Raw genomic sequence first — 21,980 nt, forward strand, 5'->3', positions numbered from 1 at the left:
GATCTCTTTGCGCTGAATCTTTATCTTTTTACTGTTAACGTACCCGATAATGCATTGAATGTTACTGTTGTTCCACCACTGGCAACGCCACTTGTAACCGTTGCTCCATTGATTTTCAAGGTCGGGCCAATCAAGGTTAGTAATCCTGGAAAGGTCATTGCAGTCCAGGTAAAACCGGTACTTGCACCAGTGAGTACGATATTTACTGTTTTTCCGGCCAGGCTTAAAAAAGATGGTATTGTCATTAATCCTGAATTTGTGGAAGAGGGTGCAGCGGTAGCATTAACAGCTATATTCCAGGTGTTACTTGATGGAACAGCGGCGGAGAATGCAAGTGTACCTGCATTGACTGTGGTGGCTCCTGTATACGTATTAGCATTACTCGTAAGTGTAAGCGTACCACTCCCTACTTTTATGAATGCAATAGTAGGACTGCCGGTTGTTTGCGGATTATCCTGAATGGAACCTGCATAGGTAGTACTGGTATTTAATGCTCCGACCTGAAAAGTTTTCAGCCCTGACCCACTAAAACCACCTATGGAGGTACCGGAAGTAGACCCTGATAATCCCCCTAACTGGACGGTTGGGGTTGCTGCCGCACTAGTTTCGATAAATCCGAATGAACCGCTAAGGTCCCAGGTTGCCGCTGCACTGCCTGTATTTGCTGCATTGCCTGTACCCGCATTATCCGACCACATCACCCCACGGGAGACTGATGGTTCTGAGAAATTCCCTGTAAATCCACTGTTATTTCCATATAGCCGTAAGGATTGAGTTCCGGCACCACTTAAACTTAGTGTCCCGGCTCCGGATATTGCACCGGAAATATTTACATTAAGCGAAGCAGTATTCGATGCTAATGTAGCACCGGAAGCAATGATAACCGGAGTAGTTAAAGTAGGCGTAACGCCTGCAGATCCATAGGCTAAAAGTAATGTGCCGGAACTGACAGTGGTAGTTCCGGTGTATGTATTGGTACCTCCCAAAGTTACGGTACCTGTTCCGGTTAGTGTTAAGCCATTTGTTCCGGCCAGAACGCTGTTAATGGTTGCACTGGCATTGGCAATGATGTTACCGGTGTTATTGGTTATTGTTCCCCCGGTTAGGGTGAAGTTTCCACTGGCGGCGGGGTTAAATAATAAGGATTGTGCCGATTGGGTACCCGATACGGTAATTGTTCCGGCTGCGGCAGTGCCGAGATTACCACCAAAAATGGCTGAAGCACCAGACCGCCAGATTAAATTGGTGATACCGTTATTGAAGCTCCAGTTTTTAGTGCTGTTATCCCATGTACCGGTACCGTTGTCTATCCGGTTATTGCTAATGGTATTGTCCCAGGTAAAAGCTGTTGCTGACCCGTTCAGTGCCCAGAATTGTTGCTGCTCGCTTTGAGCTAAAACAGATGTACAGTAGAATAGGATAATCATTATGTAAACAATCTTAAGCATACCTTTATCTTTGAGGGTCAGTTATAGTTGTACCCTATTGTCCAGAAATAGTTGGTCCCATCATAAAAGTAAGAAAGGACATCAATCGCATTCGCTGTTGTGGTCAGTGTAACAAGGCCACCGCCTCCATTAATAACCTTAGACCCTGTGGGTAAAGTCAGTGTCCTTGATCCTGTGGCATCCTGTTTGACTTTGATCAAACCATACATACCAGCTATTGCATTTGTGATTGTTAATGTACTGTTACCTGTTAGTGTAACAGTTGCTGTGGCTCCTTTAGTCTGGTCCCAGGTAATAGTTCCTGAAGATAGTGTTTGTAAAGCGGAGGCGTAATTAGGAGCTACAACAGTACTGTCAAAGCTACCTCTGCCTTTTACATCAAATTTAAATAATGGTGTTTTGCCAATACCGACGTTTCCGGTTGAATTAATGCGCATACGCTCATTAGTACTGGCCGTACCTCCGGTAAAAAGCAGTAAGTTTTTTGCAGCTGTGGCATTTCCAATCGCAAAGTCATTACCAGTGCTATATAAGTAGGCATTGCTGGCGCCGGCTATGATACCAGCTGCGGTGTTAGCACTTGAATTGATACCCAGATCAATATAGTTTACCGTTTCGGTAGCCGCATCATTACTTGCAACCACATCCGAACTGGCATTTGCTGTGGGAGACATGTTTTGAATATTTAATTGCAGGTAGTTATCGATATATCCTTTACCTGCAATTATATTGAATGAAGTTGTAGGATTCCCTGATGTAGATCCCCCGTCAACAAGAAGTCTTTCCCGTGACGGACTTGCTGTAAATATGGGCGCTGAGCCAATTCCAACGCTACCCAAACTATCCACTAACATACGCTGGATATTATTGGTACGCATCTTTAAATTTACATTGTCTGTTGTGCCCAGAAAATTAGTGATAGCACTTGTACCGCTATTGCCCACTGTTGACCAGGTTGTTCCACTGCCAGATACAAACAATACCCAGGACGAAGAGGTGCCGTTATAAAAGTAAAATCCCTTTGTTCCATCAGTCTGATACACCAGCAGGCCGTCAGCTGGAGTTGAAATAGCCGTGCGTTGTGCCTGCGTCATTCTGGGGGCTAAAAATCCTTTCAGGACAGATTTTACATCTAATACGGAAGAGGCGTTTCCTGTAGTATAGGTGGCATCATCAGTTACCACTACAGTTTGTGAAAAAACCCGACTGAAAAAGAAAATTAATACAATCAAAAAAGTCAGTTTTCTCATAAGTATCCTATTTATATTATTTAAGGATTAACTCCCCCTCAGCAAACTTCACTTGTTTAGGAGCATCTGCTTGTGCCGCGTATATGATATGTAATTTACCCGTGTGGTAATTAACTTCAGGGGCAGCATCCAGGTTAAGCTGAAATTTACGCAAGGTATTGGGTGTATAAACAGAAACGCCATTTACAAGACCAACGGGAGTGACAGTGCCATTTGGAGATATATAAGTTACTTTAATATCTCCATAAACAGACATGTTCCCAGTCCGGTTGAGGGTCATTTTTAATACTGATTTATTATTTTCTTCTGTTTGAATAGATAGATCAGACAGACTTGTTTCGGTAGTCGACTCACCATTTCTGATAATGATTGGGATAGAAATACCAAATACAGCGGTTAATTTCACCGTTATAGTGGTAGTGTTCTTTACTGTGTCTTTTTCACCGAGTGGTTTTTCATTAGGCACTGCCCTGAAGTATAAATGAGACCTGTATTCACCTGGTTTTAGCTGGCTGGTATTGGTTACCTGTACTTTTACAACCTGAGCCTCATTAGGAGCAAGGACTACATTACGTGGAAAAAAACGAAAGTTTTTATCCGCGAAATTTTGCCCTGTATCAGGCTCGGTAATGGCTTCAAAATTACCATCCTCCTTCATTCTGTATTGTACTACAGATATTACGTACCTGGCCGTATCCTTACCAGTATTGGCCAGATTAAGTTCCTGAGTTCTTTTTGTATTTTCAAAAACTACACGCCTTGGCATGATTAATAAATTTCCCTGTGCCTTTGCGTTGGTAGAAGAGATAAAGATATATGTCAATAGCAACGAAAAAACAAAATGCTTAAATAATAATTGTTTTTTGATCATACTGTAGTTTGCTTAAATATTTAACAATTGGCAATCAAATATTAAATTAGAAGTGAAAAAGACGCAAAATTATGCGACAATTGAGTGTCGTTTAATTGTAGTTGACTGTTACACTGAAAGGACTGGCGGAGGTATAAGTACCTGCTGCCTGGCTACCCCCTACATTTAAAGTTGCACCTACATTCAGCGTTTGTGTGCCAGCTGTCAAAGTGCCGGTTGCAGATGGTGTACTGGTAAAAGTACTGACAGTCATGTTATTAGCGCCACTTGCAATAGTAAGTGCCGTTGATGGTAATGTAATCGCGTAAGTGTATGCACCCTGTCCATTTACAGTAAATGACGCAGCAGTTACTGTTCCTGCCGTTGCCGGAAGTGTAACACCACCTGTTGAACTTCTGGTACCTGCGGGAGTTAAAATAACTGTACCAGCTGTTGCATTTACAGCAACGTTACCGAAATTCATATCAACCGTTTTTGTTATACTGATGGGTGTTACAATAGTTGCCGATGCATTAGCCGTCGCTGTGGCTTGTGCAAAAGAGGAGGATACGGCTAATGATACCAGGGTGAAAGTAATACCAACTGTGGCTAAGAAAATTCTCATGATTGTTTAGGTTAAGAGTGTTGTAAGCGTTTGGTGTGCTAAGGTATAAATGTACTGATTTATAATTGTTTATATGTTTTTTTATGTAGGTTGGATCTTACTGTTTTTTTTTTGTTTTAGCTATTTCGTGAATAAAAGATAGTTAATTATAATTTACAACTACATTGAACGGGGAAGCAGAGGTATAGTTGCCGGCAGCCTGGTTGCCGGCAACATTTAAAGTAGCACCAACATTAAGCGTAAGTACATCAGATAAATTACCGGTATTAGTGGGTAAACTTTTGAAATCACTGACAGTGATATTATTCACTCCGTTAGCAACAGCATGAGCAGATGGGGGTAAGGTAACCGAATAGGTGTAGCTGCCCTGTCCGCCGATAGTGAACATGGCCGTTTCGGCTGTTCCGGGAATAAGTAATACCCCACCTTTTGCAATTCTCTGTTCAGCAGGAGTTAAAATTACAGTGCCAGCTATTGCTGTTCCTTTCATTTCGCCAAAATCCATGTCAACTATTCTTGAAATGCTTAATTGTGTTACGATGTTCGCAGTGGTATTAGCTGTCGCTGATACTTGTCCGAATGGAGAATTATCCATAGGTATAACAGGTACCACCTGGGCAAAAGAAGCAGATGTCATCGCTAATGAGATTAGATACGTAATGCCCGTTTTGGTAAATACCGATTTCATCTTTGGTTAAATTTCAAAATAGTTCTGAAAGACAATATTTTTGATTGTTTTTTTTGTTAAATGTAATCAAAAATATTGATATGTGTAGTAAATAGCCTTGTGGAAATCTAAGGCTGTTTTGTTTTTAGCTATTTCTACTCCGATGTGAATTTGGTTAATCCACTCAATTCTGAGTATTTTTGAATTAAGTAATTCCAAATTATTATTTAGCTAATGGAATATATTATCCTTACGAAATCGCTTGCACGAAAGATCATCCTTGATGCTGCCGGGCTTGCCCGGAAAGCACAGTTTGGAACGGGAATCGAAGCCGTTTATCAAGTGATTGACCATCTGGGTTTCGTACAACTGGACACGAATTACGTCGTGGAGCGGGCCCATCACCATGTCATGGCTGCTCGTGTACCGGGCTATCAAACAGAATGGCTGGCCGGTCTTTGCGAAGATGGCCGTGTTTATGAATATTTCACTTCGGATGCGGGTTATCTTCCGATGTGTGATTTCCGCTTTTCATTGCCTGTAAAAGGAGCATTTGAAACGCAGGGCAATCCACTGAGTAAACCAGAAATCAATTTAATGAAACAGATTCTGGACAGGGTGGAGAGGGAAGGAGCATTGATGGTCGGAGATTTTGAAAACGACCGTCAGGAAGCCAGTTCTGGTTGGTGGGATTGGCGGCCCGCCAAGGTTGCGCTCGAAAGGCTCTACCTCAATGGAAGCCTGATGATCAGTCGTACCAAAGCTTTCCATAAAGTTTACGACCTACCGCTTAATCTGGTGCCGCTGGAAACAGACTTAACCATGCCTACGGCTGAAGAATATGCCCGTTTTGTCATCCTTCGTACCTTAGGTGCGCTCGGCATTGCCTCTGTCAAAGAAATGATCTGGCGCGCGCGTCGTGTGAAAGACAACCTGATTAAAAAGGAGCTGGAAAGAATGAATCAGACCGGCGAAGTAAAAACAGTAATTGTCGAGGATCTGAAAGGTCCGCTCTATATGCTCTCCAATCAGGATATTAATAGTAAACTCTCCAATGAAGTCTTCATTCTTTCACCCTTTGATATCCTCAACGTCTTTCGTCACCGCTTAAAGGATTTTTTCAATTTTGATTATCAGATCGAATGCTTTGTGCCTGCTCCCAAGCGCCGGTACGGTTACTTTTCATTACCTGTACTTGCAGGGGATACCTTTATCGCAAGGATGGATGCCAAAGCCGACCGCAAGCAAAAAGTACTGATCGTCCATAACCTTCATTTTGAACCGGTTGATCTTGAGCAAATCATTATCGAAAAGTTTATTCATGCCTTAAAGGAGTTTGTCCAGTTCAATCAATGCCGGGACATTACGTTCAAGAAATCCAATAATGAAACTTACTTAGAAGTGATCAGCAAAAGTTTCTCCGTATCAGATTAAATGTGATATTTCTTTTTGCATCGATTTTAAACAAACGTTTGTGTAATTCTTTTTTATACTATTTTGAGTAAGGATCGCTAGTTTACAGGTAGATATATAACAAATGAACAAACTATTTTTGATTGCAGTCATCATCTTTTCGGGTTTAGGGCTTAAGGCGCAATTGCCATCAGGTAAACGGAGTATTACAGATGCAGCACAGTTTTATCAAAAAGTAACACCTAAACTCATTGGAAAATGGACTAGTCCGCCTAAAGATGTGGTTACAAAGCGGCTTACCCGAGGTGCGATTATGGGAAATGGAGATGTAGGAGCAACCGTAGGAGGGGATTTATCTACACTGGTATTTTATATTGCCAAATCTGATTTCTGGTCTTCGGAAATAAAATTATTTGAAGATTCAAAAAAGGATCCTGCCCCGCTTCCAATTGGAGGGATTTCAATAAAAATTAAGAATCAATCGCATGCTGCTAATTATTTGCTGGAACAAGATGTTGTAAATGCAGAAGTACGAAGCACATTTGGGACTGATGCAATAACCAGGACGCGGTCATGGATTGATGCAAATGATAATTATTTAGTGACAGAAATCTGGACAGAATCAGAATTGCCTGTTACCGTAAGTGTAGAAACGTGGGCCAAGGCTGATCATGTCAATTATCCTTCTCAGGCGGCTGTAAATGGTCAGATTGCAGTAGCAGCAAGATCTACTAACTCACCTGATTTTATAGGTTCCTGGACCTCTAAAGCCGCAATAAGCACGAGGATAATGGGAACAGAAGCAAAACTGTCAACTGACAATAAATCAATTTCTACTTCAGACTTTTCCATTTCAAAAGGTAAACCGGTAAAAATCATTTCGTACATATCAGGAGGAGGAAAAGAAAACAATGCTTATACAAAACAAAGCAGTGAAAAATTGATGGCATTATCTGGTAGTTCCCTCAACAAAAAGAAGTTGCTGAGTCAGCAATGGTGGAAACAGTACTGGGACCGTTCCTATATACAACTTCATGATGATACTTTTGAAAAGTACTATTATGGTGCTTTGTATGAAATTGCGGCAAGCACAAAAAATAGTAAAGTTTGCCCTGGACTATACGGAATCTGGATTACCACTGATTCTGCCAGCTGGCATAGTGATATACACCTAAATTACAATGGAGAAGGCCCGTTTTATGGTCTGTTCTCCTCCAACCGGTCAGAACTGACACATTCCTATTATGATATTTTTCTGGATTTTGTACCTGAAGGTGAGCGAAGGGCAGAGAATGACGCGTATAAATTGAATAAGGACCTGGAAGGTAAATCCTTGAAAGGAGTATTGTTCCCGGTAGGCTTAGGTCCATGGGGGAGCGTGACCGATGATGTATATCTGAATCAGACCATCAATGCTTCATTTTCTTCTGTCATCTTTATCTGGAATTATGAATATACGCAGGACAAATTGTTTCTAAAGACTAAATCCTATCCATTTATCAGAAAGATAGGAGATTTCTTTGAGGACTATCTGAAGGTTGATACAGTTGGTGGAAAAAGGAAATACGTACTCTGGACGGGGGCTCACGAAGAATCCTGGAACAAAAATGCCTCCCTTGACCTGGGATTTGTACGTATGGTCTATAAATTTTTACTCAAAGCCAGCGGTGATTTGAATATTGATCAGGATAAAAAGGAAAAATGGACAGATATATTGAATAAATTAAGTGATTTCCCCACAGCCATTATTGAAGGAAAAAAGATGTTTACACTGGATGACGCCGGATGGCTTGTACCTAAAAATAATCTGTCCGTTCTTGAGTTTATTTATCCTGCCGGAGCATTGGGTTTTTTATCCAACCCAGACTCATTGCAACTGGCACACAATACTATTGATTATTATACCAGGCCTGGTTATCCAGGATATTTTAACATTAACAATTTCATTAAAATTTTTCCTATTGCCATACAAAGCAACTATAATCCGGATGTCTTGTTACCAAATTTTAAAAAAGTAATAAAGGCACAGTTGCAAAATAATATGACGATAAATGATGGTGTTCACGGAATCGAAAAGGCAGGTGCTATTGATGCGATCAATATGATGCTGTTGCAGAGTTATAATGATGTGATGATACTTTTCCCTTACTGGAAAAAGCCGGCAAGTTTTAAAAGGTTAAGAGCAAAAGGTGCTTTTTTGGTCTCGGCAGAGCAAAACGAAGAAATTAAGAATATTTCTATCTTTAGTGAGAAGGGCAATACCTGTAAAATGATCAATCCATGGCCGGAAAGCTCACCTAAGATCTATACAGTGTTTAGAGGGTTGAAAAAACAGGTTGATTATGTGAAAGAAGGAAATACATTGATTTTTAGGACGAATCCCGGTATGGAATATATACTGCTTAAGTAAGACCTTACTTATGTAGATGGATCTATTTCAAAAGAGATATAGCAAAATTATAGACAACAACTTGATCTTATTTTGGTTAATTAAGAAGTCAATTAGATTTTAGGAGCTGAACTGACAGATTTATGATACAGAGTAAACGATTAATCACAACGATCTCGGTTATTTCCAGTGCAGGCTTGTCTGCCTTGAAATTTATTGTCGGAATTGCAACTGGAAGCTTAGGTCTGATTGCCGAAGGAGCGCATTCTTTGTTAGATTTATTTTCCACGCTGATTACATTTGTTGTGGTTCGTGTTTCTTCGATCCCGCCGGATGAGAATCATCCTTATGGTCATGAACGCGCAGAATCTTTAGGCGCCTTAGGCGGTATGGTTCTGCTTGCGGTAACAGCGGTCTGGATCTTGTACCATTCCATTTCGACGATTATCTGGCATCCCGGAGCACCTGAGATCACCGTCTGGTCATTTGCGATTATCATGATCAGTTTGTTAGTTGATTTTTGGAGGGTTAAAAGTTTAAAAAAAGCCGCTGCTCATTATAACAGTCCTTCACTTGCTTCGGATGCTGAGCACTTTGGTAATGACTTGTTAGGTTCATTTGCGGTACTGGCCGGTCTTTTTGTGATTTTTCTTTCCCGCTATATCACATTACCGCTCTGGCTTGTAAACCGCGTCGATGCAATTGCTGCGCTCGGGGTTGCATTTGCTGCTTTAAAATCTTTTTGGAACATCGGCTCGCAGGCAGTCCGTTCATTGATGGACAATGTTCCCAAAGAACTCATTCCGAGTTTAAATAAGTTAATAGAAAAACAGGAAGGCGTTATCCCCGGTACGGTGGAAACCAAGCTCAGGTATGTCGGTAACATTCCCTATGTAGAGGCAGTTATAGGCACAAACCGGGAGCTTAACTTTGAAAAGGTTCATCAGTTAACTGAACAGATTGAGAAAGTCATTTCAAAGGAACTGGGAACCGATGCTGTTATTATTATCCACCCTGAGCCGAAGGCTGCAGTTAATGAACCTTATGCTGTGACTGTCCATGCGATTGCCGACCGCTTGGGTTTAAGGATACATAATCTGCATGTGTATCTGGTTGAACAAAAGATCTGGCTGGAGCTGGATATGGAGGTTTCTGGTTTGTTAAACCTTGCACAAGCCCATGTAGCTTCCGAGAAGCTGGAAAAAGCCTTAATTAAAGAATTCAAATCACCTGTACATATCAAGGTACATCTGGAGCCTTTGAATGAGAAGCCTTATGAGGCGCAAATCGACCACCATCTTAAAAGTGAAATACAGAAAGTCGTTCAGTCAATTGATAAAGATGCCATTCTGGAGGATGTTTTAATTACTGATCATGGAATTGTGCTGACACTGACTTTACCACTTCCGGACGATATGGCTCTGTTTGAAGTTCACGCTACTATGTCGGCTATTGAACGTAAGATCCGGGCACAAATCATGGACGTCACAAAGGTCCATATTGATCCGGAACCCCTATCGAAATATCCAGTGAACGGCTAAGAAAAGCCGATCGGATTTCTCTAAAAACGATCAATTACAATCCAAAAAAAACTTGAAAATACACTGTTTGTAATTCACTGACAATCAGTGTACTGTATATACTTTGTTCAGACATTGTTCAGACACTGTTCACAGGTGCTAAAGACTATATTCAGTTTTTATCGAATAAAGGCTCAACAATAAATGAATAATCTTATAAAGTAGCATTTATGATAATACTTCTGATTGAGTTTTAAACGGCTCCTGTTTCAGGGGGCTTTTTGATTAAATGGAGTAATAAACGAGGTAAAACACTACCTATAGTTAGGTATATTTCTCTATTATTAATATTTGTCGTTGAAATTTGGTGAATATAGCATCCGGCTATTATATTTTTGTTTAAAAAACAGTTCTTCATCTGCCGTTATGGAATACTGGTTTAATTTCACAAAATCTTTTAAATCTATTAACATGTTCTCCTTTTTTACAAAAAAAACGCAAGTCGATCATATAGAATGGCTGGGTGTAGATATGCATTCTCATTTGTTACCGGGTATTGATGATGGTGCCGCTGATATAATACATACCGTTGGATTTATAAAAAAACTCAGAGAACTGGGGTTTCATAAACTACTTTGTACCCCTCATGTTTTTACAGAATTATACCCAAACACACCCGAAACTATAAAATCGGCCCTGAATGAAACACAGCTGGCTTTACAGAAAACAAATTTAGATATAGAGATAGGGGCAGCGGCAGAATATATGATCAATGATACTTTTAAGGTTTCTGATCAGTTGTTATGCCTGCCCGGGAGACACCTTTTAATTGAGATGTCTTATCTGGCTGAAATGCCTGATATAGAAAAGATAATCTTTGATCTTCAGCTCAGAGGTTACATCGTAATCCTTGCTCATCCCGAGCGCTATAACTTCTATTTTGATAAACACCAGCGTTTTCATCGTCTTAAAGATATCGGCGTATTATTTCAGCTCAATCTTTTGTCTCTATCCGGGTACTATGGAAAAGAAGTAAAAAAACAGGCAGAATACCTGATTCAAAAAAACTATTACGAGCTGGCAGGTACCGACCTGCATCATGAAAAGCATCTTGAAATATTGACCAGAGAAATACGTAGCGGAAGGCTGTTTCATCAGATTGGTCATGTGAATTTCAGGAATAAAGAGCTGTTTGTCTGACTAAATACCAAATTGTGGGTAGATTAATTGGTATTTAAATCAATTAGTTTTGCTTTAACTTAATTCTGGTGGTTAAGCTGGTTTAATAGATTTAGATTACTATGACAAAAGGTTTGTTTACTGGAAAATTCTTTAATTTTTTAGTTATTGGCTCTGTTTTTTTGATGAGTTCTTGTTCTGTGACAAAAAAAGTCCCTTATTTTCAGGATATCAATGCAATTAATCAGTCTGAGCTGTCAGATGGTGCTGTTTTTCATGAATTAACTATTCAGACGGACGATATTTTATCCATTTCCATGATAACTATTGATCCTGCAAGTGCCATGCCTGTTAATCAGCTGGCCGGGCAAAGTATAAATACCAGTATTCAGTCTGCGCTCAATCCGGCGCCACCCGCTTCTACCAATGGTTTTTTGGTTGATAAAAATGGAGAAGTTGATATATCAGTCGTTGGAAAGGTGAAAGTCGAAGGGTTGACCACCTATCAGGCCAGGGAATTGATTAAAAGTAAAGCAGCCGTTGTATACAGGGATCCTAATGTACAGGTCAGGTATGCAAATTTCAGAGTAACTGTATTAGGTGAAGTAGCCAGACCATCCACTTATGTAGTGCCAAATGAAAAGGTAAGTGTTTTAGATGCTTTAGGCCTGGCAGGCGATCTGACCATCTTCGGAAAAAGAGAAAATGTATTGCTTATCAGAGAAAATGATGGTAAAAAAGAATTTGTAAGACTTGATCTGAATTCTTCTCAACTCTTTAAGAGCCCGTTTTATTATCTGAAACAAAATGACGTGATCTATGTGGAACCAAATAAAGGCAAAGCAGCCTCATTGAACCAGGCCAGAACACAAACATTTGCCATTATCGGAACCGCTCTTTCGGTATTGATTGTATTGTTCTCAAGGCTTAAATAAACAAAAGCGCTAACATTTTTATAAACACTAAATGAAGAATACAATTTCTGAGGATAAGATTGTGCATGAGGAATTAGAAGGTCTGGATTTGAAACAAATCTTCTCACGTGTACTTGATAACTGGTATTGGATCGGCCTGTCAGTTTTTATCTGTCTTGCATTATCTTATTTATATGCCAGGTATAAAACACCTAATTATAAAATCTCTGCCAGGGTATTGGTTAATGACGAGAAAAAAGGAGCAGGTCTGTCCGGTGGCGCTGATCTATTAGGTGATCTGGGGGGCCTTTTAGGAACTAAGAGTACGGTTGATAATGAAGCGGAGATCCTGAAAACGAGGAATCTGATGGAGCAGGTTGTCAAAGACATGGGGCTGAATGTTACTTATTACAGAAAAGGGACAGTCAAGAACATTGAATTATATGAGTCTCCCTATAAAGTGAAAATAATTGCGGCGGTTGATACGATTAAAGCTGCTGATGTCCAGGTGAATTTCCTGGAAAATGGAAAACTAGCTGTTACCACGGACGGTTTAGATACCTTAGTTGGTTTTGATCACTCCTTTGCCATACCGGATGTAGGGGTCATTCAGATCATAAGAAATGCGGGTATTTCTGCCGCAGATGAAAAATATAGTTTTAACATCAAGTCAGTAGACTCGAGGGTTATGGATTTGATGGATGCACTGAATGTGGAAGTCAAAAATAAGCAGATAACTGTAATCGATCTGACTTTAAATCATCCGATTCCTAAAAAGGGTGAAGACATTCTGAGTAAACTTATCGAAAAATATGTACAGGCTAATCTTAAAGATAAAAATGAAGTGGCCGATAGTACCGTTAAATTCATACAAAACCGGTTAGCTTATATCGGAGGAGAATTGGGCGGACTGGAAGGGAACATTCAGGATTTTAAACAAAAGAATAACCTGGCCGACATGTCCGAACAGTCTAAATTACTGGTTCAGACTACCGGACAATATGTAAATGATCTGGGGAAGATAGAAACACAGATTAGTGTACTGAAGAGTTTGCAGGATTATTTAAAAGATGAAGCCAAAAATAAAAGAGTTTTACCTAGTTCGCTGATCCCTGTGGATGTGGTGTTCAATGGCGCAGTAGAGAAATACAACGGGCTGACTTTAGAACGTGCAAGACGTCTGATCGGGGTGACGGAAGTCAATCCTGGTATACAATTGATGGATAAGGAAATTGCAAACGCAAGGGCCGATATTGAATCTAATATTGCAACCACACTGAATGGGCTTGTGATTACCCGGAACCGGATTAATGAGCAAATGAAGAAAGCCGAAGGACAGGTTAAAAATGTTCCTCAGATTGAACGGAATTATCTGAATCTGGCCAGACAACAGCGGATTAAACAGGAGCTTTATATTTTCCTGATGCAGAAAAGCGAAGAAACCGCAATATCTAAAACTTCAAACATAGCCAATTCCAGAACTATAGACCCTCCTAAGTCAGAGATCAAACCCTTCAGCCCTAAAAAAGCGGTTGTCTACTTAATGGGAATGGTTGCCGGACTAATTATCCCTTTAGGACTAATGTATGTAAAAGATACCCTGAACGATAAAGTACAGGCCAAGGAAGATATTCTTAAAATAACGCAGGTTCCGATAATAGGGGAGATCAGTCATGACCAGGAAACAGATAATATGGCTGTAGCAAACAGATCCAGATCTGCTATTTCAGAGCAATTCAGGGCATTGAGAACGAACCTCTCTTTCTTCTTTAAAAACGCAGACGAAAAGGTTATACTCATCACGAGCAGTATGTCGGGAGAAGGAAAATCCTTTGTTTCTATTAATCTCGGACATATCCTGGCATTGACCAATAAGAAAGTCTTGTTGATGGAGCTTGACTTGCGCAAACCAGGTTTGTCAGCTAAACTGGAAATTTCAAATCCGGTTGGGTTTACCAATTATGTAACAAATACTGACCTGACCTCAAAAGATATTGTGAAACCATTGAAAATTCAGGAAAACCTTTTTATCGTGAGTTCAGGGCCAATCCCGCCAAATCCTGCAGAATTATTATTGAGTGAAAGAACCAATTTGCTGATGAAAGAATTGAAACAGCAATTTGATTATATCATTATTGATGCCCCTCCGATAGGAATCGTAACTGATGCACAGCTGATGGCTTCGCATGCAGATGTAAGTATGTATGTCGTAAGGCAGAATTATACCCTGAAACAACAGTTGAAAATTGCGGATGATTTGCAGGCAAGTGGAAAAATGAAAGGATTAAGCATTGTGGTTAATGATATACACGCTACAAAGGGCTATGGGTATGGATATAGTTACGGGAATTATGAAGTAAACAATACATCGCCCGGTTTTTTCAGCAGACTATTTAAAACAAAGGGCTAATTAAATGAAATCAGCAAATAAGGTAGTTGTTAACACCGGTATACTTTATGCCAGGATGTTAATAACAATGGGGATTTCATTGTATTCGACCAGACTGGTTTTAAACGCGCTGGGTTCAGCAGACTATGGGGTATTTAATCTGATCGCTGGTGTGATTGCCATGTTGTCTTTTCTGAATACGGCTATGGCAACATCTACACAAAGGTTCCTTTCTTTTTACCAGGGAAGAAGTGATCTGAAAATGCAGAAAAAAGTGTTTTCCAATAGTCTGGTCCTGCACCTTGGAATAGGATTGTTAATTGTAGCCGGACTGGAGATCTCGGGCTTGTTTTTATTTGACGGATTCCTGAATATCCCTGAAAACAGAGTACATACAGCTAAGCTGATTTATCATTTTATGTCCGTTACTGTATTTTTTACTATTGTCGCGGTGCCTTTTACAGGCTCTTTAGTTGCACATGAAAATATGCTGTGGGTAGCCATCGTCAATATTATTGAGACAGCAATGAAACTGGGAATTGCTTATTCATTATATGTTGTAGCCCAGGATAAACTGGCTGTTTACGGGCTATTGACTGCCGGAATAAGTATCATCAGCCTTTTGCTTTATGCAGTGTATTGTTTCCGGAAATACGAAGATTGCTCCCTGACTGAGATCTATCCGGTAGATATGAAGATGATTAAAGAGCTGATGTCCTTTGCGGGCTGGAATTTATTCGGGTCATTATGTGCATTGGGAAGGGCAGAAGGACTGGCCATTCTGCTGAATGTTTTTTTAGGAACAGTGGTTAATGCTGCCTACGGGATCGCTAATCAGGTTGCTGCTCAGCTGAATTTTTTCTCCCTGACACTCTTAAGGGCGATTAATCCCCAGATTATGAAAAGTGAAGGTGCCGCAAACCGCGAAAAAATGCTGAGACTTTCTATGATTGGAAGTAAGTTCGGTTTCTTCCTGCTGGCCTTTGTGGCTGTTCCCTGTATTTTTGAGATGGATACTATACTTCGTTTATGGTTAACACATGTTCCTCAGTATACTGGTGCTTTTTGTTCTTTAATGTTATGTGCCACATTAATTAATCAGCTGACTATCGGTTTACAGTCTGCGGTTCAGGCAACAGGAAAAGTTAAGGTTTACCAGACTGTAGTCGGCTCAGTTTTATTACTGGCACTGCCCCTGGCCTATCTTATTTTAAAGCTCGGATACCCGGTTTATACAGTATTCATCGGTTACTGTTTGATAGAGCTTATTGCCTGTACTTTAAGATTGTTTTTTTTGAAAAGTATCGCCGGATTATCAATTCAGTTATATTTCTCCAATGTAGTTTATAAGGTGCTTGCACCAATGGCCTTTCTGGTCTTAACCTGTTATTTATCGGTTTCTTATGTTCATCTGAGTTTCAGGTTCGTCTTCACAGGGTGTGCAGGAATGCTGGTCTTCGTTTCCAGTATTTATCTTTTTGGTTTGTGTGAGGATGAAAAAGTAATCATTAAAAAAATGATACATCAGTTATCAGCCAGGCTGACCGCAAAGAAACAGTTCAATCCTATGTAGGAAATCCTTTATCAACCCTAAAAATATATGCCGATGTTAACTATAATTAAAAAGATCGTTCCGAAATCTGCCAAGAGGCTCTACAGGTCGAAGCAGACCCAGCTGTCAATTATCAGGGATTACATTTATGATTATAAGAAATTCAAAAGGGAGTCCGCATCATTTCAACTGAAAAATAAAGAAATGATGCAGGCCTATATTATTAAAGAATATCATGCTGTTGAAAAGGGGTTGGCCTTAAGGGAGCCCCGTCCGGGATTTGGTATTGCAAGGATCTCTGCTTTAGCTGATATAGTTAAAGAATATGTAGGGAATTATGGAATAGACGCGGTTACTGATACAACTGCATTTACGCTTAGGGAATATCTGAATTTCGATAAATCTTATCATCAGATCCCGGATTTTTTAATCAAAAAATTAGAAAAACTCCTGCTTATATGTGATGAATCTGTGATTGATAAGACCGGAGGAACTAAACTCATTCCTAAAGCCGAAATCACGGAAACACTGGGTTTTGATTATAAAGGCTTTTTTAAATCCAGGCATAGTGTCAGGGATTTTTCAACAGAACCTGTACCCACCGAAATTATTCTGGATGCGATTGATACGGCCAGATTTACGCCTTCTGTTTGTAACCGGCAAGCCTGGAAGGTATATGTTATAGAACATTCAAATACTGAATTAAAGAAAAAACTTCTGAATGTACAGAATGGTAATAAAGGGTTCGGGGAACATATTAGTTCACTGATTGTCATCACAGGTAAAATATCTTCCTTTTTCGCTTATGAAAGGAATCAGGTCTTCATTGATGGGGGAATGTTCGCTATGTCTGTTGTTATGGCACTACATGCGAAAGGACTGGGGGTTTGCTGTCTGAACACCAGTTATGCAGTTAAACAATACGAAGCCTTCAGAAACTCTATGCAGATGGATAGTGATTGTGCGCCAATCATGTTTTTGGCTGTCGGGAATTTAAAGGACGAGTTTAAAGTGGCAATTTCTGAAAGGAAGCCATTAACAGACATCGTGGAAGTAAGATAACAGGATCTAATTTTTAATTTTTTTAATTGATAAATATTTTGAAACAGCTATTTAAAGGTTTGTATGTTGAGTTTTTCTGGTTTTTAGCTTTGTTATGCTCTTTTTTTATAAAAGCTAAAAAAAACACCAACAGGATTTTAGTCCTGCCTGCTGCTAATCTGAATGGCGGTTTCGGGGAAGATATCATGATCACCAGTTTTATAAAAAATTTCGCCAATGGTTCGCCGGTTTGTATCCTGAACGGGTATAAAATTATTCGCGAGGATTACAGGACTATTAACAGAGATATAGAGTTCAGAGATGGTTTTAATGATAAGGTTAATTTTCTCAGCCTTTTGTTTTTGATGAGGAAATGCGCATTGGTCTATATTATTGGTGCAGATATCATGGATGGGACTTACAGGATCCATAACTCTGTCAACAGGTTAAGAATGATAGAACTTGCGCACCGGATGAACGTGGAAACCCAGATTTCGGGCTTTAGTGTAAGTAAAAATATCCTTCCGGCTGTTAAGGCCAAGTTTGGTAAGATTTCTAAAAATGTCAGATTAAAAATCAGAGACGTTGAATCTTATATGAGGATGAAGGAATTCATTCCTGCTGACAGGTTGATTCTGACCAATGACATCGCCTTTATTTGTCCTGATCTTCCTGAAAGTTATTATTCGGCGACTTATGATCATTATAAAATATGGATTGACAAGGTTAAATCCAGTGGTAAAATGGTTGTAGGGGTTTGTCCAAATGCAATTCAGGCCAAGAAAATCGGGCTGGATAATTACATGAATGGTTTGAAGCAATTGTTGGAGGGATTTCTGGATAATGGTAATTATGCCTTTGTTTTCCTTTATCATGATGTCAGGCCAATTTGCGGGCCTGCGAGTGATAGTACAATCAGTAACAGCTTAAATAATTATTTCAAATCACGGTCTGTGGATTGTTTTTATACGGAAAAGATTAAAAACGGGGTTGAGCTAAAAGGATATGTAGCTCAGGTAGATTTTACGATAACTGGCAGAATGCATTTAGGTATTTCCGGGCTTACCTTTTCCAAACCTATGTTTGGCATCTCCTATGCAAATAAATTTGAGGGAATGGTGAAACTATTTGATGTTGATCCGGATAACTGTCTGATTGATTATGATAAACTGAAAGATTCCAAAGAAAAGATCCTGCTTTTTACAAAAAACTTTAAGGCTATTGAGCATAATGTAAAAAAGAACATTGGTAAAGTTAAACTAGAAACCAGTAATAATTATACCCATGGATAAAGGGATACTTTTATTTATAATAATTTTCGTTTATCTGTTTAGAGCAATATTCCTGAAGACTAAAAAAAGGGATACTAAATTTTTATGGGTTAGTTTTTATATCTTTTGTATTCCTTTTGAATTTGGAAAAGCACTGAATACACCGAAAATCAGTGACGTTGCAGGGACTATTCAACCGATTTATATCATTTCGTTATGTATTGGTTTAATTGTCGCTGTATTACCCTTTGCACGTTGGAAGTATATTGATTACTCTTTTAAAATTAATAACTGGATCAACTGTTTTTGTTTATTGCTGATCGCTTCTGTTTTTAATCCTTACAATGTTTTTCCTACAGGAACCTGGATCCTGGCAGTTTTTTTTCTGTCCAATATCCTTCTGTTTAAATTACTGGATAGCTTTCTGACCAGATCAGCAATTATTAATGGTCTTTTTGATGGATTAATGTTACTTGCTGGTGCGCAGTTCTTCCTGGCTATTTGTTTTCCCGTTTTAGGTTTATCTATTGTAACCAGGTTGTTTCATGAATCGGCAGAAATCTGGGCAACCAGGCTCGATACCAGGAGTGGGGCTGTGGGTTTCTTTAACCATCCGGGGAGGCTGGCTTTATTTATGGTTATTTCGGCATCTTTTTATCTTTCAACCTATCTTTATAATTTCAGGAAAAAGACCAGTCTTATTTGTCTGATACTTTGTATTCTGATCATTTTTCTGACCTATTCCAGAACCTCTTATCTGGCTTTAATTATCACGCTTTCTGCTTGTTATTATATCAACAAAAACGCACATAAGAATATCTTTTCGCTGGCTAACATCCTGAAATTCGTTGTGCCGACAGTGCTGGTACTGGGTTATCTGATCGTCTATTCTCCGCTGAGTGCACTTTTCCTGCAGAGTGATTCTTCTGATCAGTATGATAACAGGATGGTACACTGGTTAATGGCATTCAATATATTTAATACTTCACCCTATATCGGTGTAGGGTTAAATGCGCACCTTGCCTATATCTCACAACACCTGGGAATTGTAAGCCAGGTTACGATGGATGATTTCTTCTCCATTAATCCAATACATAATATCCATCTGATTGTGCTGAGTGAATTGGGCATCGTTGGCGTTATTTTATGGTTTTCTTTTTTATTCGGTAACCTATTTAAAGCCAAGAAACAGATTAAACAAGGTGGGAATGAAATCCTTTCCCTGACTTTAACCGGGCTGTTTGTGGCTTATATTATCTATGGGTTAACAGGTTGGGCCCCTTTCTCGACGGCAATCTTACCCCTATTTCTTTTTATAACTTTTTTTTCAATTAAATACAGAAACCAATGAGGAAGATACTGATTGTTACACCCTATATGCCATTTCCTCTGAATTCGGGTGGAAGAATTGCCCAGTTCGAATTCAATGATGAACTGCGTCATCATTTTAAGATGACGATAGCCTTTACCATGAAACCTCATGAGCAGGAGCATTATGAAGAATTAAAAACATTATGGAGTAATGTAAATTTTAAGCCCTATCTGATCAGGGAGAAATCTCTCAGTGATAAATTCCACACCATATTATTCCGGTTTTCTGAGTTTTTTAATCGTCTGGTAGGAAAGGGGGTGTTCTCTGTCTTTTGTAAAACAAACCTGGATCAGTTATTAAAATTGAATACTACACTCTTCAGATCGAAGAGTTTTGGCTTTCCGAAAGGGTTTATCGATCATTTCAGGGATGTGCTGCTGGAGGATAATTTTGAATACGTTCAGGTAGAATTTCATCAGCTGATTTCTTTTGCAAAATATATTCCGCGTAGTTCTCACAGGATTTTTGTTCATCACGAAATCAGGTTTGTACGCGAAAAAAGAGAGCTGGAGCTTTTTAGCTTTAGTTCGGGTTTTCTAAAAAGAATCTACAGGAAGAACAAAGCATTTGAACTGTCAGCACTCAGAAAATATGATACAGTCTGTACCTTATCAGAGACAGACAGGCTTATTCTGGAAAAAGATATCAAAAAAACGCATTTAGTATCTTCTCCGGTACCGATGAAGGCCGGGAAAAAAGACGGGAGTTTCTCTTTTGAGAATAAACTGGTCTTTTTGGGTGGGGAAGATCATTTCCCAAATAAAGAAGGACTGGACTGGTTTCTGATGAATTGCTGGAAACCTTTGAAGGCTGGTTATCCACAATTAAGGGTAGAAATAGTTGGCAAATGGAACCAACAGACAGTCAATAACTATCAGGAACAGCTGGATGGTGTCAGCTTTCTGGGATATGTGGATAACCTTAATGAAGTGTTGGAGAACAGCATCTTTATTGTTCCTATCCGTATAGGAAGTGGGATCAGGATGAAAATCATTGAGGCAGTCAATCTGGGAGTACCGTTTGTATCGACTGAAGTCGGTGCTGAAGGATTGTGTTTTGAAAGCGGACGCGATTGTCTGATTGGAAACAGTCCACAGGAATTTTGTTGGGCCATCACTAAGATTATAGAAGATGAAAACTTAGGACTCCGGCTGCTGACCAATGCCCAACGGACCCTGAAGGAAGAGAACTCCTATGAGAAACTAATGCAACAAAGACTTTCTATTTACAAAAAACGCACGGTAGATGAAAATAATTACAGATAACCTCGTGTCCTTTAAACCGAAGCTGGTTGTTCTGGTAGTCCTTTACAAAAAAACTATAACGGAATCTTCTACCATTTGTTCGCTGTTATTGCAAAATATGAAGTTGTTTGAACTGGAGCTGGTCGTTTGGGACAATAGTCCTGACAGATGTCCGGAGCGTCAGTTAAATGATTTGTCAACACAGTTTGATAGCTTTCAATATATCCATACGCCTGAGAATGTATGGCTGTCGAAATTGTATAACCAGGTGCTGCGTAACAGGTCATATGATTATGCTATGCTGTTAGATCAGGATAGTCATATCCCCGTATTGTATTTTGACAGATTAAATGCTGCACTGTTCAACTACGCAGATGTTTCTCTTTTCCTGCCGCTTATTCTTAACAATGGTAAACTAGTGAGCCCTGGTTCCTTTGTGTATTTTAAAGGGAAACACTGGAAAAAAATAAGGACTGGAGTGATGAGTTCAAGGAATGTGCTGGCCATCACCAGTGGAATGGTCATTTCATCGAAGATGTTCTGGCATCATCAGATGAAATTCGATGAGCGGTTAAGTCTGTATGGAATTGATACAAGTTTTATGCTCGGGTTCGCAAAATTGGAGAAAGAATTATGTGTATTGGATATCGGGTTTGATCATGATACAGTGCTGTGGTCGAATCCTTCGGCAGATATTATGTTAAGCCGGTTCAGGAATTTAAAAAGCACCTGGCCTAAAATACTTTCGGACAGACCTGTCGCCATGGTCCTTGCCCATTTTTACAGTAAGGCGGTCTCTATGAAATTAGCACTGAAATATCAGGACATCAGATTTTTAAAATAATAGCTTGCCCAT

Annotated in this window: 17 protein-coding genes; 12 read left to right on the forward strand and 5 right to left on the reverse strand. The window is 39.5% G+C overall.

Annotated features, from left to right (window positions below; genetic code table 11):
* Positions 1 to 20: 20 nt before the first annotated feature.
* From HDF25_RS14795 to HDF25_RS14815, 5 genes are all read right to left on the reverse strand, one after another.
* Positions 21 to 1,427, reverse strand: coding sequence for a beta strand repeat-containing protein (locus tag HDF25_RS14795; RefSeq protein WP_184626030.1), 1,407 nt, complete (start codon positions 1,425 to 1,427; stop codon positions 21 to 23).
* 38 nt (positions 1,428 to 1,465) lie between these two features.
* On the reverse strand, positions 1,466 to 2,698 hold the full coding sequence (locus tag HDF25_RS14800) for a hypothetical protein (RefSeq protein WP_184626032.1): 1,233 nt from the start codon (positions 2,696 to 2,698) through the stop codon (positions 1,466 to 1,468).
* A 16-nt stretch (positions 2,699 to 2,714) separates the two neighbouring features.
* The gene (locus tag HDF25_RS14805) at positions 2,715 to 3,569 is read right to left on the reverse strand and encodes a molecular chaperone (RefSeq protein WP_184626034.1); all 855 of its coding nucleotides are present in this window, start codon (positions 3,567 to 3,569) and stop codon (positions 2,715 to 2,717) included.
* Positions 3,570 to 3,660: 91 nt separating this feature from the next.
* A complete protein-coding gene (locus tag HDF25_RS14810; protein WP_184626036.1) occupies positions 3,661 to 4,173 on the reverse strand; it encodes a DUF4402 domain-containing protein in 513 nt (170 codons plus the stop codon).
* A 142-nt stretch (positions 4,174 to 4,315) separates the two neighbouring features.
* On the reverse strand, positions 4,316 to 4,861 hold the full coding sequence (locus HDF25_RS14815; RefSeq protein WP_184626038.1) for a DUF4402 domain-containing protein: 546 nt from the start codon (positions 4,859 to 4,861) through the stop codon (positions 4,316 to 4,318).
* A 213-nt stretch (positions 4,862 to 5,074) separates the two neighbouring features.
* On the opposite strand from HDF25_RS14815, the gene HDF25_RS14820 reads away from it, so the two are divergent.
* The 12 genes from HDF25_RS14820 (at position 5,075) to HDF25_RS14875 (ending at position 21,968) form a co-directional block, all read left to right on the forward strand.
* Positions 5,075 to 6,274, forward strand: coding sequence for a winged helix-turn-helix domain-containing protein (locus HDF25_RS14820; protein ID WP_184626040.1), 1,200 nt, complete (start codon positions 5,075 to 5,077; stop codon positions 6,272 to 6,274).
* A gap of 103 nt (positions 6,275 to 6,377) precedes the next feature.
* Positions 6,378 to 8,663 carry a glycosyl hydrolase family 95 catalytic domain-containing protein gene (locus HDF25_RS14825; RefSeq protein WP_184626042.1) on the forward strand — a complete coding sequence of 762 codons (2,286 nt, stop codon included), beginning with the start codon at positions 6,378 to 6,380 and terminating at the stop codon, positions 8,661 to 8,663.
* Between the two features lie 122 nt (positions 8,664 to 8,785).
* The gene (locus HDF25_RS14830; protein ID WP_184626044.1) at positions 8,786 to 10,183 is read left to right on the forward strand and encodes a cation diffusion facilitator family transporter; all 1,398 of its coding nucleotides are present in this window, start codon (positions 8,786 to 8,788) and stop codon (positions 10,181 to 10,183) included.
* Positions 10,184 to 10,633: 450 nt separating this feature from the next.
* On the forward strand, positions 10,634 to 11,362 hold the full coding sequence (locus HDF25_RS14835; RefSeq protein ID WP_184626046.1) for a tyrosine-protein phosphatase: 729 nt from the start codon (positions 10,634 to 10,636) through the stop codon (positions 11,360 to 11,362).
* A gap of 179 nt (positions 11,363 to 11,541) precedes the next feature.
* Positions 11,542 to 12,276: a polysaccharide biosynthesis/export family protein gene (locus tag HDF25_RS14840; protein ID WP_317618209.1), complete on the forward strand. Its 735-nt coding sequence runs from the start codon at positions 11,542 to 11,544 to the stop codon at positions 12,274 to 12,276.
* Between the two features lie 31 nt (positions 12,277 to 12,307).
* Positions 12,308 to 14,665: a GumC family protein gene (locus tag HDF25_RS14845; RefSeq protein ID WP_184626051.1), complete on the forward strand. Its 2,358-nt coding sequence runs from the start codon at positions 12,308 to 12,310 to the stop codon at positions 14,663 to 14,665.
* 4 nt (positions 14,666 to 14,669) lie between these two features.
* On the forward strand, positions 14,670 to 16,217 hold the full coding sequence (locus tag HDF25_RS14850; RefSeq protein ID WP_184626053.1) for a hypothetical protein: 1,548 nt from the start codon (positions 14,670 to 14,672) through the stop codon (positions 16,215 to 16,217).
* 33 nt (positions 16,218 to 16,250) lie between these two features.
* Positions 16,251 to 17,258: a nitroreductase family protein gene (locus HDF25_RS14855; protein WP_184626056.1), complete on the forward strand. Its 1,008-nt coding sequence runs from the start codon at positions 16,251 to 16,253 to the stop codon at positions 17,256 to 17,258.
* Positions 17,259 to 17,296: 38 nt separating this feature from the next.
* Positions 17,297 to 18,529, forward strand: a complete 1,233-nt coding sequence (locus tag HDF25_RS14860) for a polysaccharide pyruvyl transferase family protein (RefSeq protein ID WP_184626058.1) — start codon at positions 17,297 to 17,299, stop codon at positions 18,527 to 18,529.
* On the forward strand, positions 18,522 to 19,859 hold the full coding sequence (locus HDF25_RS14865) for an O-antigen ligase family protein (RefSeq protein ID WP_184626060.1): 1,338 nt from the start codon (positions 18,522 to 18,524) through the stop codon (positions 19,857 to 19,859). Before HDF25_RS14860 ends, HDF25_RS14865 begins: the two co-directional genes overlap by 8 nt.
* Complete coding sequence (locus HDF25_RS14870) at positions 19,856 to 21,145, forward strand: glycosyltransferase (RefSeq protein WP_184626062.1); 1,290 nt, start codon at positions 19,856 to 19,858, stop codon at positions 21,143 to 21,145. Before HDF25_RS14865 ends, HDF25_RS14870 begins: the two co-directional genes overlap by 4 nt.
* Positions 21,126 to 21,968: a glycosyltransferase gene (locus HDF25_RS14875; protein WP_184626064.1), complete on the forward strand. Its 843-nt coding sequence runs from the start codon at positions 21,126 to 21,128 to the stop codon at positions 21,966 to 21,968. Before HDF25_RS14870 ends, HDF25_RS14875 begins: the two co-directional genes overlap by 20 nt.
* Positions 21,969 to 21,980: the final 12 nt, after the last annotated feature.

This window comes from Pedobacter cryoconitis (genome assembly GCF_014207135.1).
Lineage (GTDB): Bacteria > Bacteroidota > Bacteroidia > Sphingobacteriales > Sphingobacteriaceae > Pedobacter > Pedobacter cryoconitis_D.

Bases quoted from the DNA above. Each gene is read 5' to 3' on its own strand.
- HDF25_RS14795 (WP_184626030.1), bottom strand. From the start codon at position 1,427: ATGATTATCCTATTCTACTGTACATCTGTTTTAGCTCAAAGCGAGCAG.
- HDF25_RS14800 (WP_184626032.1), bottom strand. From the start codon at position 2,698: ATGAGAAAACTGACTTTTTTGATTGTATTAATTTTCTTTTTCAGTCGG.
- HDF25_RS14805 (WP_184626034.1), bottom strand. From the start codon at position 3,569: ATGATCAAAAAACAATTATTATTTAAGCATTTTGTTTTTTCGTTGCTA.
- HDF25_RS14810 (WP_184626036.1), bottom strand. From the start codon at position 4,173: ATGAGAATTTTCTTAGCCACAGTTGGTATTACTTTCACCCTGGTATCA.
- HDF25_RS14815 (WP_184626038.1), bottom strand. From the start codon at position 4,861: ATGAAATCGGTATTTACCAAAACGGGCATTACGTATCTAATCTCATTA.
- HDF25_RS14820 (WP_184626040.1), top strand. From the start codon at position 5,075: ATGGAATATATTATCCTTACGAAATCGCTTGCACGAAAGATCATCCTT.
- HDF25_RS14825 (WP_184626042.1), top strand. From the start codon at position 6,378: ATGAACAAACTATTTTTGATTGCAGTCATCATCTTTTCGGGTTTAGGG.
- HDF25_RS14830 (WP_184626044.1), top strand. From the start codon at position 8,786: ATGATACAGAGTAAACGATTAATCACAACGATCTCGGTTATTTCCAGT.
- HDF25_RS14835 (WP_184626046.1), top strand. From the start codon at position 10,634: ATGTTCTCCTTTTTTACAAAAAAAACGCAAGTCGATCATATAGAATGG.
- HDF25_RS14845 (WP_184626051.1), top strand. From the start codon at position 12,308: ATGAAGAATACAATTTCTGAGGATAAGATTGTGCATGAGGAATTAGAA.
- HDF25_RS14850 (WP_184626053.1), top strand. From the start codon at position 14,670: ATGAAATCAGCAAATAAGGTAGTTGTTAACACCGGTATACTTTATGCC.
- HDF25_RS14855 (WP_184626056.1), top strand. From the start codon at position 16,251: ATGTTAACTATAATTAAAAAGATCGTTCCGAAATCTGCCAAGAGGCTC.
- HDF25_RS14865 (WP_184626060.1), top strand. From the start codon at position 18,522: ATGGATAAAGGGATACTTTTATTTATAATAATTTTCGTTTATCTGTTT.
- HDF25_RS14870 (WP_184626062.1), top strand. From the start codon at position 19,856: ATGAGGAAGATACTGATTGTTACACCCTATATGCCATTTCCTCTGAAT.
- HDF25_RS14875 (WP_184626064.1), top strand. From the start codon at position 21,126: ATGAAAATAATTACAGATAACCTCGTGTCCTTTAAACCGAAGCTGGTT.